The sequence below is a fragment of the Coralloluteibacterium thermophilum genome, assembly GCF_042654365.1.
Classification (GTDB): Bacteria; Pseudomonadota; Gammaproteobacteria; order Xanthomonadales; family Xanthomonadaceae; genus Coralloluteibacterium; species Coralloluteibacterium thermophilum.
On the sequence record NZ_JBHSGG010000023.1, the window covers coordinates 1 to 19,417 of the forward strand.

11 protein-coding genes are annotated in these 19,417 nt (G+C 71.6%); 3 read left to right on the forward strand and 8 right to left on the reverse strand.

The genetic code is table 11. From position 1 onward, the window contains the following. Both ACFO3Q_RS08055 and tssA read left to right on the forward strand, forming a co-directional pair. Positions 1-3,747, forward strand: a 3,747-nt coding sequence (locus ACFO3Q_RS08055; RefSeq protein ID WP_377004140.1) for a beta strand repeat-containing protein, incomplete at its 5' end; no start/stop codon positions are given. Then, entirely contained in the window at positions 3,744-4,793 is a 1,050-nt protein-coding gene (gene tssA, locus ACFO3Q_RS08060) for a type VI secretion system protein TssA (protein WP_377004141.1), read from the forward strand. The genes ACFO3Q_RS08055 and tssA, both read left to right, overlap by 4 nt. A gap of 30 nt (positions 4,794-4,823) precedes the next feature. On the opposite strand, the gene ACFO3Q_RS08065 is transcribed toward tssA, so the two are convergent. The 8 genes from ACFO3Q_RS08065 to ACFO3Q_RS08100 all read right to left on the reverse strand — a co-directional run bounded on the left by ACFO3Q_RS08065 (position 4,824) and on the right by ACFO3Q_RS08100 (position 18,767). Beyond that, the gene (locus ACFO3Q_RS08065) at positions 4,824-6,626 is read right to left on the reverse strand and encodes a glycoside hydrolase family 15 protein (RefSeq protein ID WP_377004142.1); all 1,803 of its coding nucleotides are present in this window, start codon (positions 6,624-6,626) and stop codon (positions 4,824-4,826) included. 143 nt (positions 6,627-6,769) lie between these two features. Continuing rightward, positions 6,770-9,925, reverse strand: a complete 3,156-nt coding sequence (locus tag ACFO3Q_RS08070) for a discoidin domain-containing protein (protein WP_417291717.1) — start codon at positions 9,923-9,925, stop codon at positions 6,770-6,772. A 97-nt stretch (positions 9,926-10,022) separates the two neighbouring features. Continuing rightward, a complete protein-coding gene (locus tag ACFO3Q_RS08075) occupies positions 10,023-10,859 on the reverse strand; it encodes a carbohydrate ABC transporter permease (RefSeq protein WP_377004144.1) in 837 nt (278 codons plus the stop codon). Then, entirely contained in the window at positions 10,856-11,734 is an 879-nt protein-coding gene (locus ACFO3Q_RS08080) for a carbohydrate ABC transporter permease (RefSeq protein WP_377004145.1), read from the reverse strand. The genes ACFO3Q_RS08075 and ACFO3Q_RS08080 overlap by 4 nt, the downstream gene beginning before the upstream one ends. Then, positions 11,731-12,993, reverse strand: coding sequence for a sugar ABC transporter substrate-binding protein (locus tag ACFO3Q_RS08085; RefSeq protein WP_377004146.1), 1,263 nt, complete (start codon positions 12,991-12,993; stop codon positions 11,731-11,733). The genes ACFO3Q_RS08080 and ACFO3Q_RS08085 overlap by 4 nt, the downstream gene beginning before the upstream one ends. Positions 12,994-13,078: 85 nt before the next feature. Continuing rightward, on the reverse strand, positions 13,079-14,557 hold the full coding sequence (locus ACFO3Q_RS08090) for a glucoamylase family protein (protein ID WP_377004147.1): 1,479 nt from the start codon (positions 14,555-14,557) through the stop codon (positions 13,079-13,081). 133 nt (positions 14,558-14,690) lie between these two features. Continuing rightward, positions 14,691-17,663 (reverse strand): TonB-dependent receptor, encoded by a 2,973-nt coding sequence (locus ACFO3Q_RS08095; protein WP_377004148.1) that lies wholly within the window; start codon positions 17,661-17,663, stop codon positions 14,691-14,693. Between the two features lie 84 nt (positions 17,664-17,747). Beyond that, complete coding sequence (locus ACFO3Q_RS08100; protein ID WP_377004149.1) at positions 17,748-18,767, reverse strand: LacI family DNA-binding transcriptional regulator; 1,020 nt, start codon at positions 18,765-18,767, stop codon at positions 17,748-17,750. 316 nt (positions 18,768-19,083) lie between these two features. Between ACFO3Q_RS08100 and ACFO3Q_RS08105 the strand changes: the two genes are divergently transcribed. After that, positions 19,084-19,353 carry a DUF2188 domain-containing protein gene (locus ACFO3Q_RS08105; RefSeq protein ID WP_377004150.1) on the forward strand — a complete coding sequence of 90 codons (270 nt, stop codon included), beginning with the start codon at positions 19,084-19,086 and terminating at the stop codon, positions 19,351-19,353. The last annotated feature ends 64 nt before the right edge of the window (positions 19,354-19,417 follow it).

The following is a 19,417-nucleotide window of genomic DNA, read 5'->3' on the forward strand; positions in this document are numbered from 1 at the left end:
GGCCGGATCGACGGCAGCCTCACCGCCACCAGCAACGGTGGAAACGTGGGGCAGAGCGGCGCGCTGTCGGTCGGCGGGACCGCAGGGATCGACGCCGGCAGCGGCGACATCGCGCTTGCCGACGCCGGCAACGCCTTTGGCGACGTGGTCACCCTGACCGGCGGCGTCGCAGCGATCCACGATTCCGGCGGACTGACGCTCGGAACGCTCGACGTGGCCGGCCTGACCGCCAGCAGCGGCGGCGCCCTGAACCTCGGCCAGGGCCGCATCGGCGGCGACCTCGTCGCCGCAAGCGGCGGGAACGCGATCACCCAGTCGGGTGCGCTGACCGTGGACGGCACCAGCGCCCTCGACGCCGGCAGGGCGACCATCGACCTCACCCACGCCGGCAACGACTTCGGTGGCGCGGTGAGCCTGACCGGCGGCACCGTCACGATCCGCGATGCCAATGCGCTGACGCTGGGTACGCTCGACGTCACGGCGCTGGATGCGGCGAGCGGTGCCACGCTGGACCTGGGGCAGGGCGATATCGCCGGCAACCTCACGGCGAACGCGGGCGGCGCAGTGAGCCAGACCGGTGCGCTCGCCGTTGGCGGCATGACGACCATCGACGCGAACGGCCACGCCATCGTGCTCGACGACGCCGGCAACGACTTCGCGGGCGTGGTGAACCTCGCCGGCGGCGCAGCCGCGATCCGCGACGCGAACGCGCTGAGGCTGGGCATGCTCGACGTGGCCGCACTCGATGCCACCGCTGCCGCTGCGCTGGACCTGGGGCAGGGCGACATTGCCGGAGGTCTGATCGCGAACGCGGGCGGGGCAGTGAGCCAGAGCGGCGCGCTCGCCGTCGGCGGCACCACGCGCATCGACGCCAACGGCCATGCCATCGCGCTTGCCGATGCCGGCAACGACTTCGCGGGCGTGGTGAATCTCGCCGGCGGCGCGACCGCGATCCGGGATGCGAACGCGCTGACGCTGGGCGCGCTCGACGTGGCCGCACTGGATGCGACCGCTGCCGGCGCGCTGGACCTGGGGCAGGGCGATATTGCCGGAGACCTGACGGCGAACGCGGGCGGGGCAGTAAGCCAAGCTGGCGCGCTCACCGTCGGCGGCACCACGCGCATCGACGCCAACGGCCACACCATCGTGCTCGACGACATCGACAACGACTTCGGCGGTACGGTGAGCCTGGCCGGCGGCACCGTCGCGATCCGCGACGCGAACGCGCTGAGGTTTGGCACGCTCGACGTGGCCGCGCTGGATGCGGTGAGCGGCGGCGCGCTGGACCTGGGGCAGGGCGCCATTGCCGGCGACCTGGCGGCGAACGCGGGCGGGGCAGTCAGCCAGGTGGGCGCGCTCACCGTCGGCGGCACGACGCGCGTCGATGCCAACGGCCATGCCATCGCGCTTGCCGACGCAGGCAACGACTTCGCGGGCGTGGTGAATCTCGCCGGCGGCGCGACCGCGATCCGGGGTGCGAACGCGCTGACGCTGGGCACGCTCGACGTGACCGCACTGGATGCCACCGCTGGCGGGGCGCTGAACCTGGGCCAAGGCGACATTGCTGGCGACCTGACGGCGAATGCGGGCGGCGCAGTGACGCAGAGCGGTGCGCTCACCGTCGACGGCACCACGACCGTCGACGCCAACGGCCACGCCATCGTGCTCGACGACGCCGGCAACGACTTCGCGGGCACGGTGAACCTCGCCGGCGGCGCGACCGCGATCCGGGATGCGAACGGGTTGAGGCTGGGCGCGCTCGACGTGGCCGCACTCGACGTCGCTGCGGGTGGCGCGCTCGACCTCGGGCAGGGCGGCATCGCCGGCAACCTCACGGTGGATGCCAGCGGCGCAGTGAGCCAGCGCGCTGCGCTCACCGTCGGCGGCACCACGACCATCGACGCGAATGGCCACGCCATCGCCCTCGCCGATGCAGGCAACGACTTCCGTGGCGTGGTCAGCCTGATCGGTGGCGACACGATCATCCGCGACGTCAACGCCCTCGCGTTGGGCACGCTGGACGTGGGCGCGCTGAATGCGACCAGCCACGGCGACCTCGGCCTGGGTCGGGGCAGTGTGTTGGGCGACTTGGTCGCGACCACGAACGGCGGTGCCGTTACGCAGTCGGGAGCGCTCGGCGTAGGGGGGAGCGTGCGCATCGACAGCCAGGCGGGGGGCGGCAGCAGTCGCATGGCCGGCACGATCACGTTGGCGGACGGCGGCAACGACTTCCGGGGCGGCGTCCATCTCCGCGGTGGCGACACCACGATCCGGGATGCGAACCAATTGACCCTCGGCACGCTCGACGTCGGTGCCTTGACCGCGACGAGCCAGGGCGAGCTGGACCTGGGCCAGGGCAGCATCCGCGGCGACCTCGACGCGCGCAGCAACGGCGGCGACATCGGCCAGAGCGGTGCGCTGCGCATCGGCGGCGAGACCGTGCTGGCGGCCGGCAACGGCGACATCGTGCTGGACGACATCGGCAACGACTTCGTCGGCGGCGTGCGCGCCGGCGGGCACGGTGTACGCCTCGCCGACGCCAACGACCTGCACGTGCTCGGGCTGGACAGCGGCGGCGGCGACGTCTCGCTGCACGCGCTCGGCAGGCTGACGGTGCCGGCGCTGGACGTCGGTGGCGGCGCGCTGACCCTGATCAACGGCACCGGCAGCCTGACGACGCACGGCGCGCTGCGCGGCGCCGAGATCTCGCTCAGCGCGCAGGACGACATCGTCCTGGCGCACGACATCGCCGCCGGCAGGCTGGCGCTGGAGGCGGGCGGCGACATCGCCCAGCAGGGGGGGGCGCTCGCGGCGGATGCGCTCACCGGTCGCGCCGGCGGCGTCGTCTCGCTGGAGGGCGCCAACGCCGTCGCGGCGGTGGGCGGCTTCACCGCGGGCGCGTTCACGCTCCGCACGTCCGGCCCGCTGGCGGTCACCGGCGATCTCGTCGCCGACGGCCCGCTGTCGCTGCACGTCGGGCAGGGTGGTCTCGCCCTGGCTGCGACCGCACAGGGCCGGGATGTGCGCCTGGAGGTCGATGGCGACATCGAGGCGGGTGGGGCGGGCCGGATCGGCGCCGGGACGCTCAGCGGCCATGCCGGGGGCGCCACGCGGCTCGGCGGTGCCGACGGCTTCGTCGACAACCGCATCGGTATTCTCGGCGACTTCCGTTCGCACGGCGGCTTCAGCCTGAGCAACGGGCAGGACCTCACCCTGTCGTCGCTCAACGGCAGCGCCCATTCCGTCGATGCCGGCGAGGCCGCCTTCCACCTGTCGCTGCAGGGCAGCCTGCGACAGGCCGGAACCGCGCCGATCCTCAACGGTACCGGGAGCTACGCGGTGACCGGGGGCATCGGCACGATGGATTCGCCCATCTACGTCGTCGGCCATCAACCGCAGGTGGTCCAGGCGCTGGGCATCCCGCCGGCCTACTTCTATGCGACCCACGTCGACGGAACCCCGCTGCCGATCGAGGGAAATGCGGTGAACGTGCCCACCTCGGTGTTCTCCAGCCGCGCGCAGGCGTCGCTCAACCGCACCGTGGCCTACGTGGACCTCGGCGCGGATGCCTCCAACTACCGGCCCTACGGCGTGGTGCAGCCGGGCGTCCGCCTGCCGGCCGACCAGCAGCCGGAGTGCGATCCCGACTTCCCGTCGCCCGAGTGCGTCGAGGCGCAGGCGGCGTCCGAACCCGTCGCCAGCGCCCATCCGGGCGCGGCGGCACAGCAGAGGATGTGGCTCCAGTGAGCAACGAACACGGCATCGAGGCCCTGCTCGCTCCCCTCGGGGACGAGGCGCCGGCCGGCACCGACCTGGAATACGACCCCGAGTTCCTGGCGCTCGAGACCGCCGCGACGCCGAAGGCGGAGCGGGCCATGGGCGACAGCGTCATCGCCGCCGAGGAGCCGGACTGGGCCAGGGTCGAGGACATGGCCCTGGCCCTGTTCCGCCGCACCCGCGACCTGCGGGTCGCGGCGCACCTGTGCAGCGCCTGGGTGCGCCGGCGCGGCCTGGGCGGATGGAACGACGGCCTGGCCCTGGTGCGGGGCCTGCTCGAACAGCACTGGGAGCACGTGCATCCGCAGCTCGACGCGGAGGACGACGACGATCCGACCGCACGGGTGAATGCGGTGCTGGCGCTGACCGACCTCAACGGGCCGCTGGGCTGTTTCCGCACCACGCCGTTCGTGCAGTCGCCGCGTCTGGGACGCTTCAGCCTGCGCGACCTGCGCATCGCCAACGGCAGCATCAAGCCCGCCGGTGCGGACGAGGAGGGACTGCCCACGCTGAGCGAGATCGAGGCCTGCTGCCTGGACTGCGCGCCGGAACTGCTGGAGGGCTCCGCGAACGCCGTCGCCGAGGCGCTGGCGCACGCGCGGGCGATCGACGCGCTGTTCATGGACCGCATCGGCACCGCGGCGCCGGACCTCAAGCCGCTGCTCGGCGACCTCCACGAGCTGCACAGGTTCGTGCAGCCGCAGTGGGCCGCACGGGGCGGCGCGGCGGGCGAAGGCGACGGGGATGAGGTCACGACGGCGGACGCGGCGGCGACGCCGGCCGGCGCCGCCGCGGTCGCCGCTGCGCCCGCGCGCATCGCCAGCGCCGCCGACGTGGTCAAGCGCATCGACGAGATCTGCGAGTACTACGCGCGCGCCGAGCCGTCGAGCCCGGTGCCCATCCTGCTGCGTCGCGCCCAGCGCCTGGTCGGCCGGAACTTCATGGAACTGCTGCAGGACCTCGCGCCCGGCGGCATGAGCGAGCTGCAGCACATCTCCGGGCCGCAGGAGGAGTAGGCGCCAGGTCCGGCCCCGGCGCCCGCGGGCCTAGGGATGCAGGTCGTCGCCGCGTGTCGCGGCGCCGGCCTCGGCGGCCGCCAGCCGGTAGGCCGAGTTCACCAGGGCGACGTGCGAATAACCCTGCGGGAAGTTGCCGAGCATGCGGTCCGCGCGCGGGTCGTACTCCTCCGCGAGCAGGCCGACGTCGTTGCACAGGCCCAGCAGGCGCGCGAACAGGGCCCGCGCCTCGTCGAGGCGCCCGAGCAGGGCGTAGTTGTCGACCAGCCAGAAGCTGCAGGCGATGAAGGTGCCCTCGTCGCCGGGCAGGCCGTCGTCGGCGTCCGCGGTGTCGTAGCGCAGCACCAGTCCGTCGACGGTCAGCCGCTCGGCGATGGCGTCGGCGGTGGCGGCGACGCGCGGGTCGTCCGGCGGCAGGAAGCCGACCAGCGGGATCAGCAGCAGCGAGGCATCCAGCGCCTCGCTGCCGTAGCTCTGCACGAAGTACCCGTCGCGGTGGACGCCGCAGCGCAGGACCTCCTCGCGGATCTCCTCGGCGAGCGCCCGCCAGCGTGCGCGCGTCGCGGGGCTGGCGTCGGTCACGCCGTCGCGGGCGCCGCAGTCGAAGGCGAGCCACGCCATCACCTTGGAGTGGACGAAGTGCCGCCGGGCGTTGCGGATCTCCCAGATGCCCTCGTCCGGCTCGCGCCAGCGCCGCTCCAGTTCGTTGAGGAAGGCGCGCATCAGGTCGCGCGCATGCTGCGGCGGCGCCAGGCCGCGGGTCTGCGCGTAGTAGAAGGCGCCGACGAGTTCGCCGTAGATGTCGAGCTGGAACTGGCGTGCCGCGGCATTGCCGATGCGCACCGGTGCGGAGCCCTCGTAGCCGGGCAGCCAGTCCACGGTCCACTCGTCGATGCGGCGTTCGCCGCCCACGGCGTAGAGCGCCTGCAGCTGGTCGGGCGAGCCGGCCACCGCGCGCTTGGTCCATTCCTTGAAGGCCGCGGCCTCCTCGACGTAGCCGGCGGTGAGCAGGGCGACCAGGGTGAACACCGCGTCGCGCAGCCAGCAGTAGCGGTAGTCCCAGTTGCGCGTGCCGCCGAGCTTCTCCGGCAGCGAGGTGGTGGGCGCGGCGACGATGGCACCGGTGGGCAGGTAGCTCAGTCCCTTCAGCACCACCAGCGAGCGGCGGACCTCGTCGGTCCAGCGACCGGCCGGGGTGCAGCGCTGCGACCAGTCGCGCCAGAAGCGCTCGGTCTCGGCGAGCGCGCGTTCGGGATCGATGGCGCCGGGCCGTTCGCGGTGCGAGGTGCCGTGGCCCAGCACGAACCAGGTGCTCTCGCCGGCGGCCAGCTCGATCTCGCTCTCGGTCACCAGGTCGTGGCTGCACAGCGTCTGCGGCGAGCGCAGCACGACCTGCTCGCGGCCGGCGATCGCGGTGATGCCGTCGTCCTGGCGGGTGATCCAGGGGATCGTCCGCCCGTAGTTGAAGCGCAGGGTCAGCGCCATGTGCAGGCGCATGCGTCCGCGCAGGCCGCGGACGATGCGCACCAGGTGGCTGTGTTCCTCGTGCCCCTTGCCGGTGACCATGAAGTCGATCAGCGCGACCGCGCCGTGGTCGTCCTCGAACACCGTCTCCAGGATCAGGCTGGCGTCGCGGTAGCTGCGGGTGCTGCGCGCCGGCGCCCAGGGCCGGATGGACCAGCGGCCGTGCTCCGGCCCGCCCAGCAGGGCGGCGAACATGGCGTCGGAATCGAAGCGCGGCAGGCACAGCCAGTCGATGGAGCCGTCCCTGCACACCAGCGCGGCGCTGCGGCAGTTGCCGAGCATGGCGTAGTCCTCGATCCGTGCGGGCATGTGCTCCTCCGGGAAAACGACCTCGACTGGATAGCAGGCCGGCCGTGATCCGCGGGTGGCGTCGCGGCGTCGGCACCTGCCGGCAGGTGCCGAGTATGCCGCGTCGCGCCGTGCGGCCCCGCGCAGGCGCGGCGGTGGCCTTCCTACCGCACCACCACCTCGGCGGGCACGCGGTCGATGCGCAGTTCGCCGTCGTCGGTCCAGGTCGCGGGTGCGCCGTCGATCCGCGTCGCGCCAGGCCCCTGCGCGCCGGGCCAGCGGAAGACGATGCCGCCGGGGGGCAGGGCCGCGTCGGCGGGGATGCGCAGGGTGGTCGTGCCGGCCTCGCGGGAGAGGGCGTAGCCGAATTCGCCCCAGGGCGTGCGCAGGCGTTCGATGGCGACGCCGCCGTCGTCGAGCCAGTCGTCCGGCACGCCGGCGGCGATCACCAGCGCCGCATCGCTCTCGCGCTCGTAGGCGAACAGGTCCAGCGCGGAGCGGATGTAGTCGGAGGCGACCCAGCCGTGCGGCATGTCGCCGATGAAGACCTGCCGGCGCGGCTCGCGGGCGACCACCTCGGCCCACTGGTTCCAGGCCGCGGGGCGGCGGTCGGCATGGAAGAAGTCGAGCAGTTCGTGCGCGCGCGCGGTCCAGCCGAGGCGGACGAAGGCCGCGACGTTGCGCAGCTCGTAGGGCGTGTAGACGTCCCACGTGCGGTCCACGTCGCGGCGTGCGACGAACTCGTTCCAGTAGCGCTCGAAGGTGCCGTGCAGCAGGTCCTGCGGCAGGTTGGCGCGCTCGCCGCCGGGCGAGAGCGCGATGGTGGTGGAGGTGGCGTCGAAGTCGCCCAGTTCCGCCGCGCCGGGGATGAAGCCGATGCCGTGCAGCGCGGCGCTGGCGCGGATCGAGGCCATCAGGTCGGCGTGGAATTCGTCGCGCGAGGCGGCGATCCAGCCGGCGTCCTCCCGGCCGAGCGCCTCCGCCAGCCGTGCGCCGTCCTTGTAGCCCTTCAGCGCCCAGAAGTCGTCCCAGTAGGAGTAGGCCGGCTTCGCCGCATAGCCCTCGTGGCTGATCGAGGGCGGCATCAGCCCGTACTGCGGCCGACGTTCCGGCACGAGGTTGGCCTCGGTGCGCTCGGAGCGGCGCAGCGCGTCCATGTAGCGCAGCGCGGCCTCGGCGTGCGGCCACATCGCCTCGGCGAGGGCGCGGTCGCGGCCGTAGCGCCAGGTCTCGGCGATCAGGTGCACGAGCTGACCGTGGCTGTCGTTCTCGGGCACCGGGTCGGAACCGCGCACGTCCACGCAGCAGGGGACCTTGCCGCTGTCGAACTGGTAGGGCGCGTACCACTCCAGGAAGGCCCGCGCGACCTCGACGTGGCCCATGCGCATGAGGCCCTCGGAGGTCATCGTGCCGTCGCGGATCCAGGCGCGTGCGTAGGAGCGCGTGCCGGGCCGGATCATCGGCCCGTCGCGGTTGATCAGGATGTGCGCCAGCGCGGTGCGCACGGTGTCGGACAGCACCCGCGCGCGCTCGGGAACGCGGATGGCGACGCGGTCGAGCTTCTCGTGCCACCCGGCCTCGACGCGTCGCTGGACGGCGTCGAGCACGGCGTCCAGCGCGCCCGCCGGCAGCGGCGCGGGCGTGCCCGAGAGCGGGACGTCGAGCGCGATCGTGCGGCGTTCGCCCGGCGCGAGCGCGACGCGGTAGAGCAGGGCGCCCGACGCGAGGCCGGCCTCGTCCTCGACCGCCTGCGCATCGGGGTGCGGGCGCTGCGACAGGCGCTCCACGTCCATGCCCGCATCGAAGGACGTCGCGAAGAAGCCGTCCGGCGCGACCAGCGGCCGGATGCGGGGGGCGCCGTCGATGCGGACGTGCTCGCCGTCCCAGGCCAGGGCGCGGATCGGGCTGACCCCGCCCGGCGTGGTGAGGAACTGCACCGGGCCGTTCACCTGCAGCGGGCGCACCGCGAGCGCGAGCGTGGTCGCCCGTGGCGTGGCGCCGGTGTTCTCCAGCGTGTAGCGCACCAGCATCCGCGAGGCGTCGCGGTCGCCGTCGGCGAAGGCGGTGGTGGTGAGGGCGAGGTCCCCGGCCTGCCAGCGCACGCTCGGGATGGGCATGTAGCCCTGCGCCAGCGACTGCCGGGGCGCGACGTCGGCCCAGGTGGTGAGCGTTCCGGCGTCGTCGAGCAGGAAGGGCTCCACGGTCGCGCCGCCGCGACCGATCTCCACCGCCCCGTCCTCGGAGAGCAGGCCCTGCTCCGGGCCGCCGTCGATGCCGACCAGGGTCCAGTAGTTCTGCTCGCGGTGGAAGCCGCGCGGGAAGTGGCCGCGCGGCCGGGTCTCGGCCATCGCCGTCACCAGCGCGTTGCGGTCGGCGCCGAAGGCGACGTCGCGCACCTCGATCTCCGACAGGGCATAGGCATCGCCGGGGCCGGCGTGCAGGACCAGGCGCAGGTGGCGCGCCTCCGATTCCGGCAGGTGGATCCAGTCGGTGCCGCCGTTGCCCTCGACCACGCCGCGCAGCCTGCGCCAGTCGCGCCCGTCGTCGGACGCCTCCACGTCGTAGCGGGTGGCATGGCGACCCGCCGCCCAGTGCAGTACCAGGCCGCCGAACTCGCGCGCATGGCCCAGGTCCAGTGCCAGGGTCTGCGCGCCCGCGGCCGCACTGATCCAGGTGCTGGACGGATCGCCGTCGACGGCGCGGCCGGCGTCGCCGCCGGCGCGCTCGCTGCTCGCGGTCGCCACCGGCACGGGCGGTTCGGCGGGCGGGACGGGGAGTTCCTGCAGGGCGAGCCGGTCGAAGCAGACCTCGCCCGCGCCGCCCTCGCCGGCGTAGACGGTGAACTCGACCTGGGCGCTCTCGCGCAGCCTGCGGTCCTCGCGCGGGCCCCAGGCGAAGTCGATGTGCCGCCTGCGGTAGCGCACCTCCGTCCATTCCTGCGGAAACCGGGTGTCCGGGCGGTTCACCCACCACACGTTGTCGCCGCTGTCGTCGAGCAGCTTGAACTGCAGCGCGTTCACCGGCGCGTCGCCGCGCAGGCGGAACGAGAAGGCGTACTCGTCGGGATAGGCGATCGGCAGCCTGCGCCGCATCGCGGCGTGGCCGGACACGCCGTTGAAGTCGAAGTCGAGGCAGGCCGCACGGCCTTCGGCGCCGTCCACCGCGCGCAGGCGGGCGACGACCTGGTCCGAGACGGCGACCTCCCAGGGGCCGAGGCCCTCGAAGTCGTCGATCACCCGCTCCGGCCCGGGCGTCGCCACGGCCGGCGCACCGCTCCCGGCGGGCGCGGTCGTGGATGCCGGTCCGCCGCAGGCCGCCAGGGCCGCCACGGCCGGGAGAAGCAGGATGCGGACGACGCGGTGCGGCGCATGGATCACGCGGAGTCTCCTCGTTGTTCGGGCCGCCGGCGCACGCGGCTCAGCCCTTGACGCTGCCCAGCAGCAGTCCCTGGATGTAGTGGCGCTGCAGCAGCAGGAAGAGGGCGAGCACGGGCAGCACGGTGACCACGGCGCCGGCCATCATCATCTCGCTGTCCTGCACGTGCTCGCGCGAGAGCGCGGCGAGCGCGACGGGCAGGGTGTAGTTCTCCTGGTCGGTCAGCACGATCAGCGGCCACATGAAGTCGTTCCATGCCGCCATGAAGGTGAAGATCGCCAGCGTCACGACGATGGGCCTGAGCACCGGCAGCACGATCTGCCGGAAGATGCGGAACTCGCCCGCGCCGTCGATCCGCGCCGCCTCCAGCAGTTCGTCGGGGATCGAGCGCGCGTACTGGCGGACGAGGAAGATGCCGAACACCGTCGCCAGCGCCGGCACGACCACGCCGCCGTAGGTGTTGACCAGGCCCAGCCCCTTCATCATCAGGAACAGCGGAAGCATGGCCACCTGGGCCGGGATCACCAGTGCGGCGAGCAGGGTCTGGAACACCCGTTCGCGCCCGGCGAAGCGCAGCTTGGCGAAGGCGTAGCCGGCCATCAGGTTGAAGGCCAGCGACAGGACGGTGATGCCCCCGGCGACCAGCACGCTGTTTAGGAAGTAGCGGCCCATGCCCGCGCGCGCGAACAGCTCGCGGTAGTTGTCGAGGGTGAAGCGCGCGGGCAGCAGCGGCGGCGGGAAGGCGCTCGCCTCGCCCTGCTGCATGAAGGACACCGACAGCATCCACAGCAGCGGCGCCAGCGCGATGGCGGCCAGTCCGATCAGCAGGCCGTTGACCAGCGCGGAGACCATCGGCGATTCGCCCACGCGCCGGCTCATGCGTGGCCCCGGCGGCGGGCGCTGCGCAGCAGCACGGTGGTGACGGCCAGGATGATCAGGAACAGCAGGAAGGCCACCGCCGAGGCGCGTCCCAGGTTCCACCACTTGAAGCCCTCCTCGTACATGAAGTACAGCACGCTGACCGTGCTCTGCATCGGGTCGCCCTGGGTCATGACGTAGGGCTCGGCGAACAGCTGGAAGTAGCCGGAGATGGTGATGATGCCGACCACCAGCAGCACCGGCGCCAGCATCGGCAGGGTGATGTGCAGGAACTGGCGCCAGGCGCCCGCGCCGTCGATGCGCGCGGCCTCGTAGAGATCGCCGGGGATGGCCTGCAGGCCGGCGAGGAAGATCACCATGTTGTAGCCGAAGTTCTTCCATACGGCGAAGAGGACGATGGTCGGCATCGCCCAGCGCGGGTCGCCGAGCCAGTCCACGGGATCGATGCCGAGCCAGCCCAGGCCGTAGTTCACCAGGCCGTAGCGGGTGTGGAAGAGGTAGCGCCAGATCACCGCGACCGCCACCAGCGTGGTCACCACCGGCGCGAACAGCGCCGTGCGGAAGAAGCCCTTGAAGCGCGCCACCTGCGAATGCAGCAGCAGCGCCGCGCCGAGCGAGAGCGCGATGGACAGCGGCACGCCCAGCACGACGAAGTAGACGGTGTTGCCCAGCGCCTTCCAGAACGGCGGCGACCGCAGCAGCTCGACGTAGTTCTCCAGCCCGACGAAGCGCAGGTTGCGCAGGTCGGCCAGCGCGTACAGGTCGAAGTCGGTGAGGCTCAGGGCCAGCGCGGCCAGCACCGGCAGGCCGAAGAACACCGCGATCACCACCAGCGCGGGGCCGGCGAAGATCCAGCCGGCGAGTCCCGGCCTCATGGCGCGGTCTCGGTCGGGTCGGGGCGCCCGGCCTCGCGGTCCAGGACCCAGCGGCGCTTGGCGAGGATGGCGTCGACCCGCGCATCCAGCGCCTCCAGGCCCTCGTCGGCGGTCTGCTGGCCGCGCACCACGCGTTCGGCCATGCGCTGCATCTCGATGACGATGCGCTCCCACTCCGCGACCTTGGGCGTGGGGCGGGTGCGTTCGAGCTGCTCGCGGAAGGCCGCGGCGTGCGGGTCGGCCTGCAGGGCGGGCGCGGCCCAGGTCGATCGGCGCGGCGGCAGGTTGCCGGTGAGGGCGTGGAAGCGCTCCTGCATCGCCGGCTCCGACAGGAACTCGACGAGCTTCCACGCCGCGTCCTTGTGCCGCGAGGAGCGGAAGATCACCAGGCTGGAACCGCCCGCGACCGAGGCGCCGGGACCGTCGCGGCCGGGCAGGGGCGCGGTGCCCCACTGCTCCTGAAGCGCCTCGGGCATGCGCCGCCGGAACTCCGCGATGTTCCACGGCCCGGACACGTAGTAGGCGAAGTAGCCGCGCCCGAATTCGTTCCAGACGTTGGAGATCTGGGTGTTGGACATGCGCGGCGCCAGCCCTTCCTCGAAGGCGCCGAGGTAGAAGGCGAAGGCCTCGCGGAAGCCGGGGCCGCGGAAGTTCCCGTAGCGGCCGCCGTCGCGCAGCATCGGCTCCCCGGACTGCAGTCCCAGTGCGACCAGCGGCTCGTACTCGTTGAGCGGGAACAGGATGGCGTAGGCGTCGGGGTCCACCACGCGCCTGACCGCGCGCATGGATTCGCGCCACCCGGCCCAGGTCGTCGGCGGCGCGTCGTAGCCCGCGCGGGCGAGCAGGTCCTTGCGGTAGTAGATCAGGCGCGTGTCGACGTACCAGGACACCCCGAGGGTGCGCCCGTCCACGACGTTGGTGTCCCAGATGCCCTCGAAGTAGTCGCCGCGGTCCACCGCCGGCGAGGCGGCGATCCGCGCATCCAGCGGTTCGAGCGCACCGATGGCCGCGAACTCGGGAATCCAGGTGTTGCCGAGCGGCACGATGTCGGGCAGCGCGTCGGCCGCGAAGGCGGTCAGCAGCTTCTCGTGCGCGGAGGTCCAGGGCAGCAGCTGCAGGCGCACGCGGATGCCGGGGTTCCGCGCCTCGAACTCCGGGATGAGCTGTGCCACCACCTCGCCCTCGCGGCCCATCACCCAGAAGCGCAGGACCACCTCGTCCCGGTCGCGCGCGCAGCCGGGGTACGCGAGGGCCGCCATCGCGAGCAGCCCGCCCGCGATCCGCCGCGCCGTGCGTCGGCAGGGGCGCGGGGCGCCGGCGCGCGGCGTGGCCGGCATCGCCCGGTCAGTGCCCTGCCGGCGCGGCGGCGTCCGCGGGCCGCTGCAGCCAGCCGCCGACGAAGCCCGCGCGTTCCAGGCCGGTGCGGATGTGCGGGTTGCGGCGCATGACCCGCCACACGAAGTCGTTCCGGTAGTTCTCGATCATCGCCAGGATCGGGCCCTGGTCGATGCCGATGTACTGGTCCGCGACCCAGCCGAAGTCAGGAATGATCTGCCCCGACTTCAGCGGGATGTCGGCGTAGCGGAAGCTCTTGTTGAAGGCGTCCAGGAAGCCGTAGTCGGAGTAGATCTGCGCGCCGTAGAGGCGGTGCATCTCCTCGACCGCGGGGATGACGATCTCGGGCGCGAAGGGCAGCGAGGCCGCCGCGGCCGTGGGCGCGATGGTGCCGTCGTCGAACTCGTCGGGGAAGCCGACGCCGCCGCGTGCCGAGTAGTGGCGGAACTTGCGCGGCTCGCCCTCGAACTCCAGCTCCGACACCTGCGGCCCGTCGCTGGCGGTCAATCCCCAGACGTTCTCGCCGTAGCCGGTCCAGCGCATGGGGTTGGCGATGGCGTAGGCGCGCTGGGCATAGGTCGCGCGCCGGCTGTTCTCGAAGTAGTCGAAGCCGCGCTCGCGCATGTAGCGGTCCTGGATGCCGCGGAAATCCACCCAGACGTGGCTGTACTGGTGTCCGAAGTGCGGGCCGAAGCCGAGGTGCTCCTGCTCCTGGAACAGGCCCCAGGAGTGCTCGTAGCCGTCGGTCCAGGCCTGCCAGGCCTCCGGCTGGATCGGGTGCGTGGGCGAGGCCAGCGCCAGCAGGTAGACCAGCATGGCCTCGTTGTAGCCCTTCCAGTCGTTGGCGATGATCCCGCTCTCCGGGAACCAGCCCATCGAGATCAGCGGCGCGCGCTCCTGCAGGAAGGTCCAGTCGACGGCGGCGTAGATCTCGTCGGCCAGGCGCCGGATCTCGGCCTCCTCCGGCGTGTCCCGGTCGTAGTAGGACTGCGCGAACAGCATGCCGCCCAGGAGCAGCGCGGTATCCACCGAGGACAGCTCGACCCAGCTGTCGTAGCGGTGGCCGGTGTCGAGGTGCAGGAAGTGGTAGAAGAAGCCCTTGTGCCCGGCTCTGCCCTCGGGCTCGGGCCCCTGCGGCGCGTTGCGGAAGAAGCGCATCGTGGTGAGCGTGCGGTCGCGCGCCTGCTCGCGGGTGATCCAGCCGCGCTCGACCCCGATGGGATAGGCGGTCAGGGCGAAGCCCACCGCGGCGATGCTCGAGAACGGCTCGTCGTAGGGGTAGCGGTCGGGCACCAGCCCGTTCTCCTCGTTCGCCGTCTCCCAGAAGTAGCGGAACGTCCTGGCCTGGAGGTCCTCGAAGAGGGGCGTCAGGGCAGGGCGCTCGACCGTCTCCGCGACGGGGCGTCCGGGTTGCGCCGGAAGGCTGCTGCAGGCGGCCAGCACGGTGGCGAGGCCGGCGGAGGCGAGGACGGTCAGGAATCGGGGCATGGCGTTCACCGGTTCATGATGTAAACGTTTACATCGGGATGCGTGCGAAGGGATGGACAGTTGCGGAGTCTGAAGGTTTCCTGTCTCAGCCCCGCCGGCGACAGGTGCCGCCGGCGGTCCCGTCCCGGGTCGGCTACCAGCTCATCCCGAAGCTGAGCTTGAAGGTGCGCGGCGGCCAGAGGATCTCGGTGCCGCTGCGTGTCAGATAGCGTGCGTTGTACTCGCCCGGATCGCCCTTCCAGGTGTCGTACTGGGTGTAGTTGCGCGCGTTGGTGACGTTGAACACGTCGCCGCGGATGCGGAAGCGGAAGTCCTCGCCCACCTGGATCGTCTTCTCCAGCGCGATGTCGAGCTGCTTCTGGCCGAAGGTGGTGTCCGGCCGCACCGACTCCCAGAAGCAGTGGTTGGCGTCGGGGGCGTCGTAGCAGTTGGTCCCGGACAGGTAGTTCGGCGTCGCCAGGGTCAGCTTTGCCGAGGCGGTGATGCCCCAGGGCAGGTCGTAGATGCCGGTCGCCACCAGCCGGTGGCGGGGCACGCCCAGCGAGGTGTAGAACGGCTGGCCGTCGATGCTCGGATAGTCGAGCAGGTAGTGCTCGTCCTGCGCCGCGGCGTTCTGCCGGTTCTCGCTGGCGTCGCTGTAGGTGTAGGCGACGGTCACGCCCCAGCCCGAGGCCTCGGTGTAGGGCTTCTCCGCCGACAGCAGCACCGAGTTCAGGCGCGTCTCGATGCCGTTGTCCACGAGGATGAGGTTGCCGTAGCCGGGGACGCCCTGGTCCCACGGCAGCCCGCCCCAGGTGCCGTCGTTGTTGCGGAAGCTCCCGTCCGGATGCCGGTTGCCCAGGCGGAAGTACAGGCCGTCCTTGCCGATCACGCGCACCAGCGTGCCCGACACGTTCCAGTCGCCCCAGGTGTCGCGGATGCCGAGGCTGAACTGGTCGGAGTAGGGCGTGTCGAGGTCGTTGTTGAGCAGGTTGATCTCGCCGCCGAGGTTGGGGTTCGCCGCCGCCAGCGCTTCCAGCTCCGCCGGATCGAGGTAGCGCTCGTCCCAGGCCAGGCAGGTGCCCTCGCCCGGGGTGCAGGGGAAGCGGCCGGTGTCGAAGATGTAGGTGTAGGGCTTGTACGCGAGCTTGACCTGCTCCAGCGCGAGATAGTCGAACAGGTTCCGGTCGTAGGAGCGGCCCGCGCCGCCGAAGACCACCCGGCTCTCGTCCGCATCCGCGCTGATGTCGTAGGAGAAGCCGAGCCGCGGCGCCCAGGCGCCCTTGAAGTACGAGCGGTTGCGGCCGTCGCTGATGTAGTTCCCGATGTCGTAGTCGGCGTTCTGGAGGTTGCTCCAGCCGCGCAGCGTGGCCGCGAGGTCCGACGGTGTGACGAACTCCCGGTACGCCGGCGTCTCCTCGTAGTCGTAGCGCACGCCCAGGTTGAGCTGCAGGCGCTCGGTGACGTCCCAGTCGTCCTGGACGTAGATGCCGTACTGCCTGTTCTCCGAGACGATGCTGGCCGGAGCCCCCGGCAGCAGCGCGCTGAACTCGACCCGGTTGGGGACGGTCAGGCTCTCCTCGAGGTTGTAGTAGTACTGCGGCTGGATCGGCAGGCGCTCGAGCGAACTCACGTCCACCTGCTTGTACTTGAAGCCCGCCTTGAGCGTGTGCCCTTCGAGGCCGAACCACGTCAGGTCGTTCTGGAAGGAGTAGCCCTCCTGGCCCTTGCGCTGGAAGTTCGCCGTGCCGCCGGTGCGCAGCACGACGCGTCCGTTGCGCTCGGTGGGCACCTGTGCGTCGGTCTCGTAGATCCGCCCGATCCCGGTGGCGGCGGGCTGCGGGTTGAAGAACGCCTCCTCGTAGGTGATGTGCGCGTCGTTCAGCCAGTCGGTGCCGCTGAACTGGTAGCGCAGGTCCACGCGGGTCTCCTCGAACGCGAGGTTGCTGGCCCGGCTCTCGACGTTGACGCCGCCGAGCTCCTGCAGGTCCTGTTCGTCGCGCCTGCGGAAGCTCAGCTCGAACAGGTGCGCGTCGCCCGGGGCAAGGCTCAGCTTGCCGAAGTAGAGATCCGATTCGAAGGGCGCGTTGAAGGTCCGCACCTGCTCGCGGAGGAAGGGCGGCAGCTCGTCGGGGCGCACATTCTCGCCCGGCACCACCTCGCGCGGCGAGACGATGCTCTTGTTCTCGTGGGCGACGAAGAAGTGCAGCAGGTCGCGCACGATGGGGCCGCCGAAGGACACGCCGTACTGCTCGTCGGCCGACTGCACCTTCTCGCCCTGTTCCAGCTCCTGGGGCGTGGAGGCGCGCCACTGGTCGTCGGTGCGGTCCCAGAAGAAGTCGCCCTCGAACTCGTTGGTGCCCGAGCGCGTCACCGCGGTCACCGCCGCGCCGCTGATCTGGTCGAACTCGGCCTTGTAGTTCGAGGTGATGACCTTGTACTCGCCGATCGCCGACTGCGGGAACGGGTTGCCGCGGCTCTGGTCGGAGCCGGTGATGCCGCCCTTGAGCACGTAGTTCTTCTGGCCCACGCCGTCGATGAAGACGTTGGTCGCGTTGGCGTTCTGCGCACCGCTGCGCAGCTGCGTGGTGCCGTTGGACGCGGTGATGAACTGCACGCCCGGCACCGTCTCCGCGAAGGACAGGAAGTTGCGCGAGGCCTGCGGCAGCACCTCGATCTGCCGGGGCGAGACGTAGTCGCCCACCTCCGAGGTCTTGGTCTCGACGATGCGGGTTCCGACCACCTGCACCGCTTCCAGGGTCTGCGCATCGGCCGGCGCGGTCCCGGTCGCCGCCGCAAGGTCGAGAGTGGCGTTCTGCCCCACCTGCAGGCGCACGGTGCGGCTGCTCACCTGGCCGTCGGCAATGACCTGCACCTGGTAGGTCCCCGGCGGCAGGCCGGGAATCTGGTACTGCCCGCCTGCACCGGCGATGGCCGAGCGCGACAGGCCGGTGGCGGTGTTGCTGGCGGTCACCTGCGCGCCGGGCACGGGGGATCCGTCGGCAGTGACCGTGCCGCGCAGCGTCGCGGCGGTGGACTGGGCCACCACGTCGTGGGGCATGTAGAGGACGGGCGCGAGCGCGCCGATGAGCGCTGCGAGCGCGCAGCGCCTGAGGGGGTGTTTCATGACCTTGCCCTCCCGGGGAATGGGTCGACGTTCTTGGTCTTGGTGTGTGGACTGCGAGCGCTGGATGTCGTTGCGTTCCAGTTTCTAGTTGGTCTGCTTCCTGGTTCGATCGCCGCCGCAGCTTGCGCGTACGACGAGCTCGGGTTCGAGCGTCCTGGTCTCGATCCTGGGGTTCCCCTGGTCCGCCACCGTCGCCACCAGACGCTCCATGGCGTGGCGGCCGAGCTCGGCGATTCGTACGCGGAGCGTCGTGAGCGGCGGGTTGATGAAGCGTGCGATCGGGATGTCGTCGAAGCCGGTCACCGCGATGTCCTCCGGCACGCGCAGGCCGGCGGCCCCGAGCGCGAACAGGCAACCGATCGCCATGCTGTCGTTGGCCGCGAACACCGCGTCCGGCGGCTCGGCCATCGCCGCGATGCGGGCGCCCGCGGCATGCCCGCTCTCCTCGGTGAAGCGGCCGGCCACCACCTCCGGGCGCTGGTCCGGCAGCAGCGCGCGCAGGGCGTCCTCGTAGCCGCGGCGTCGCTCGGCGGCGTCGAAGTTCTCCGTCGGGCCGGCGACGTGGACGATGCGCCGGTGCCCGCAGGCGACCAGGTGCGTCACCATCGCCCGCGCCGCCGCATAGTTGTCGACGCTGAAGCTCGATATGCCAGTGCCGGGCATCCGGGTGTTCATCAGCACCGTGGGGAGGGCGTCGGAGAGGTTCTGCTGCAGGAAGCCCGCGTCGGCATAGGGCGACATCAGCAGCAGGCCGTCGACCCGGCCGCGCATGGCCTGGAGCGCGGTGGCGACCTCGGCCGCGTTGCCGTGCGAACTCGACACCATCAGGTGCATCCCGTTGCTGCGCGCGGCGAGGTCGATGCCCCGGATCAGTTCGGAGAAGAACTCGCCGTGCAGTTCGGGCAGCAGGGCGCCCAGCGTATGGGTGCGGCGCATGATGAGGCTGCGCGCCATGCCGTTCGGCGCGTAGTTCAGGCGCTTGGCGACCTGGAGGACCCGCGCGCGGGTCTCCTCCGCCATGCTCCCGTGCCCGTTCAGCGCCCGCGATACGCTGGCGACCGAGACATTGGCCTCCCGCGCGACGTCCTTGATGGTCGCAGTCACTCCGCCTCCAGAGAGAAGCCCACGGAGCGCCGGACTGTAAACGTTTCCAGCGACGTGTAAAGCAGGTGCCCTGCGGGCCCTTGTTGCATTGCAGCATGGCTTGGGGCAAGGTCGGTCCAGGCGGCCCTGGAGCGGCCCGCGCGCCCGTGCTGCGGCATAGCAAATGCGCCCGCCGTCCCCGCCCGCCTGGTGCACCGCGTCACCCCTCCATGCGATAGGCGCAGGTGATGGTGCGACGCCACACGGCGTCTTCACCGCCTATCGGTCAGTCTGAGCCCAGCTCCTGTGGTCCAGGCGCTCTTTCGAGGATGAATCGATGCAGGCGATGATCTGGAACGTGGTATTGGGCCCCGCCGGGGTCTGGGGCGTGAAACATCCGGGAAGCGAGCGCTTCCAGGGTTGCGGTACGCGCAGCCGCGCGATGCGGCTGGCGATCACGGCGGCGCGCGAACACCAGAACTCCATGGGCGGGTTCGCGGCGATCCGGGCACAGCGCCCCGACGGTACCTGGGAACGGGAACGGCCCTACTCGGACTTCGCGACCGACGCGCCGACGCCGATCCCCGTACTTGCCGCTGCCGGTTGATGCAGGAAGACGCCGCCTCCGGGCGGCGTCTTCGTTCGTGCGGTCCCCATCCGCTCGGTCCTGC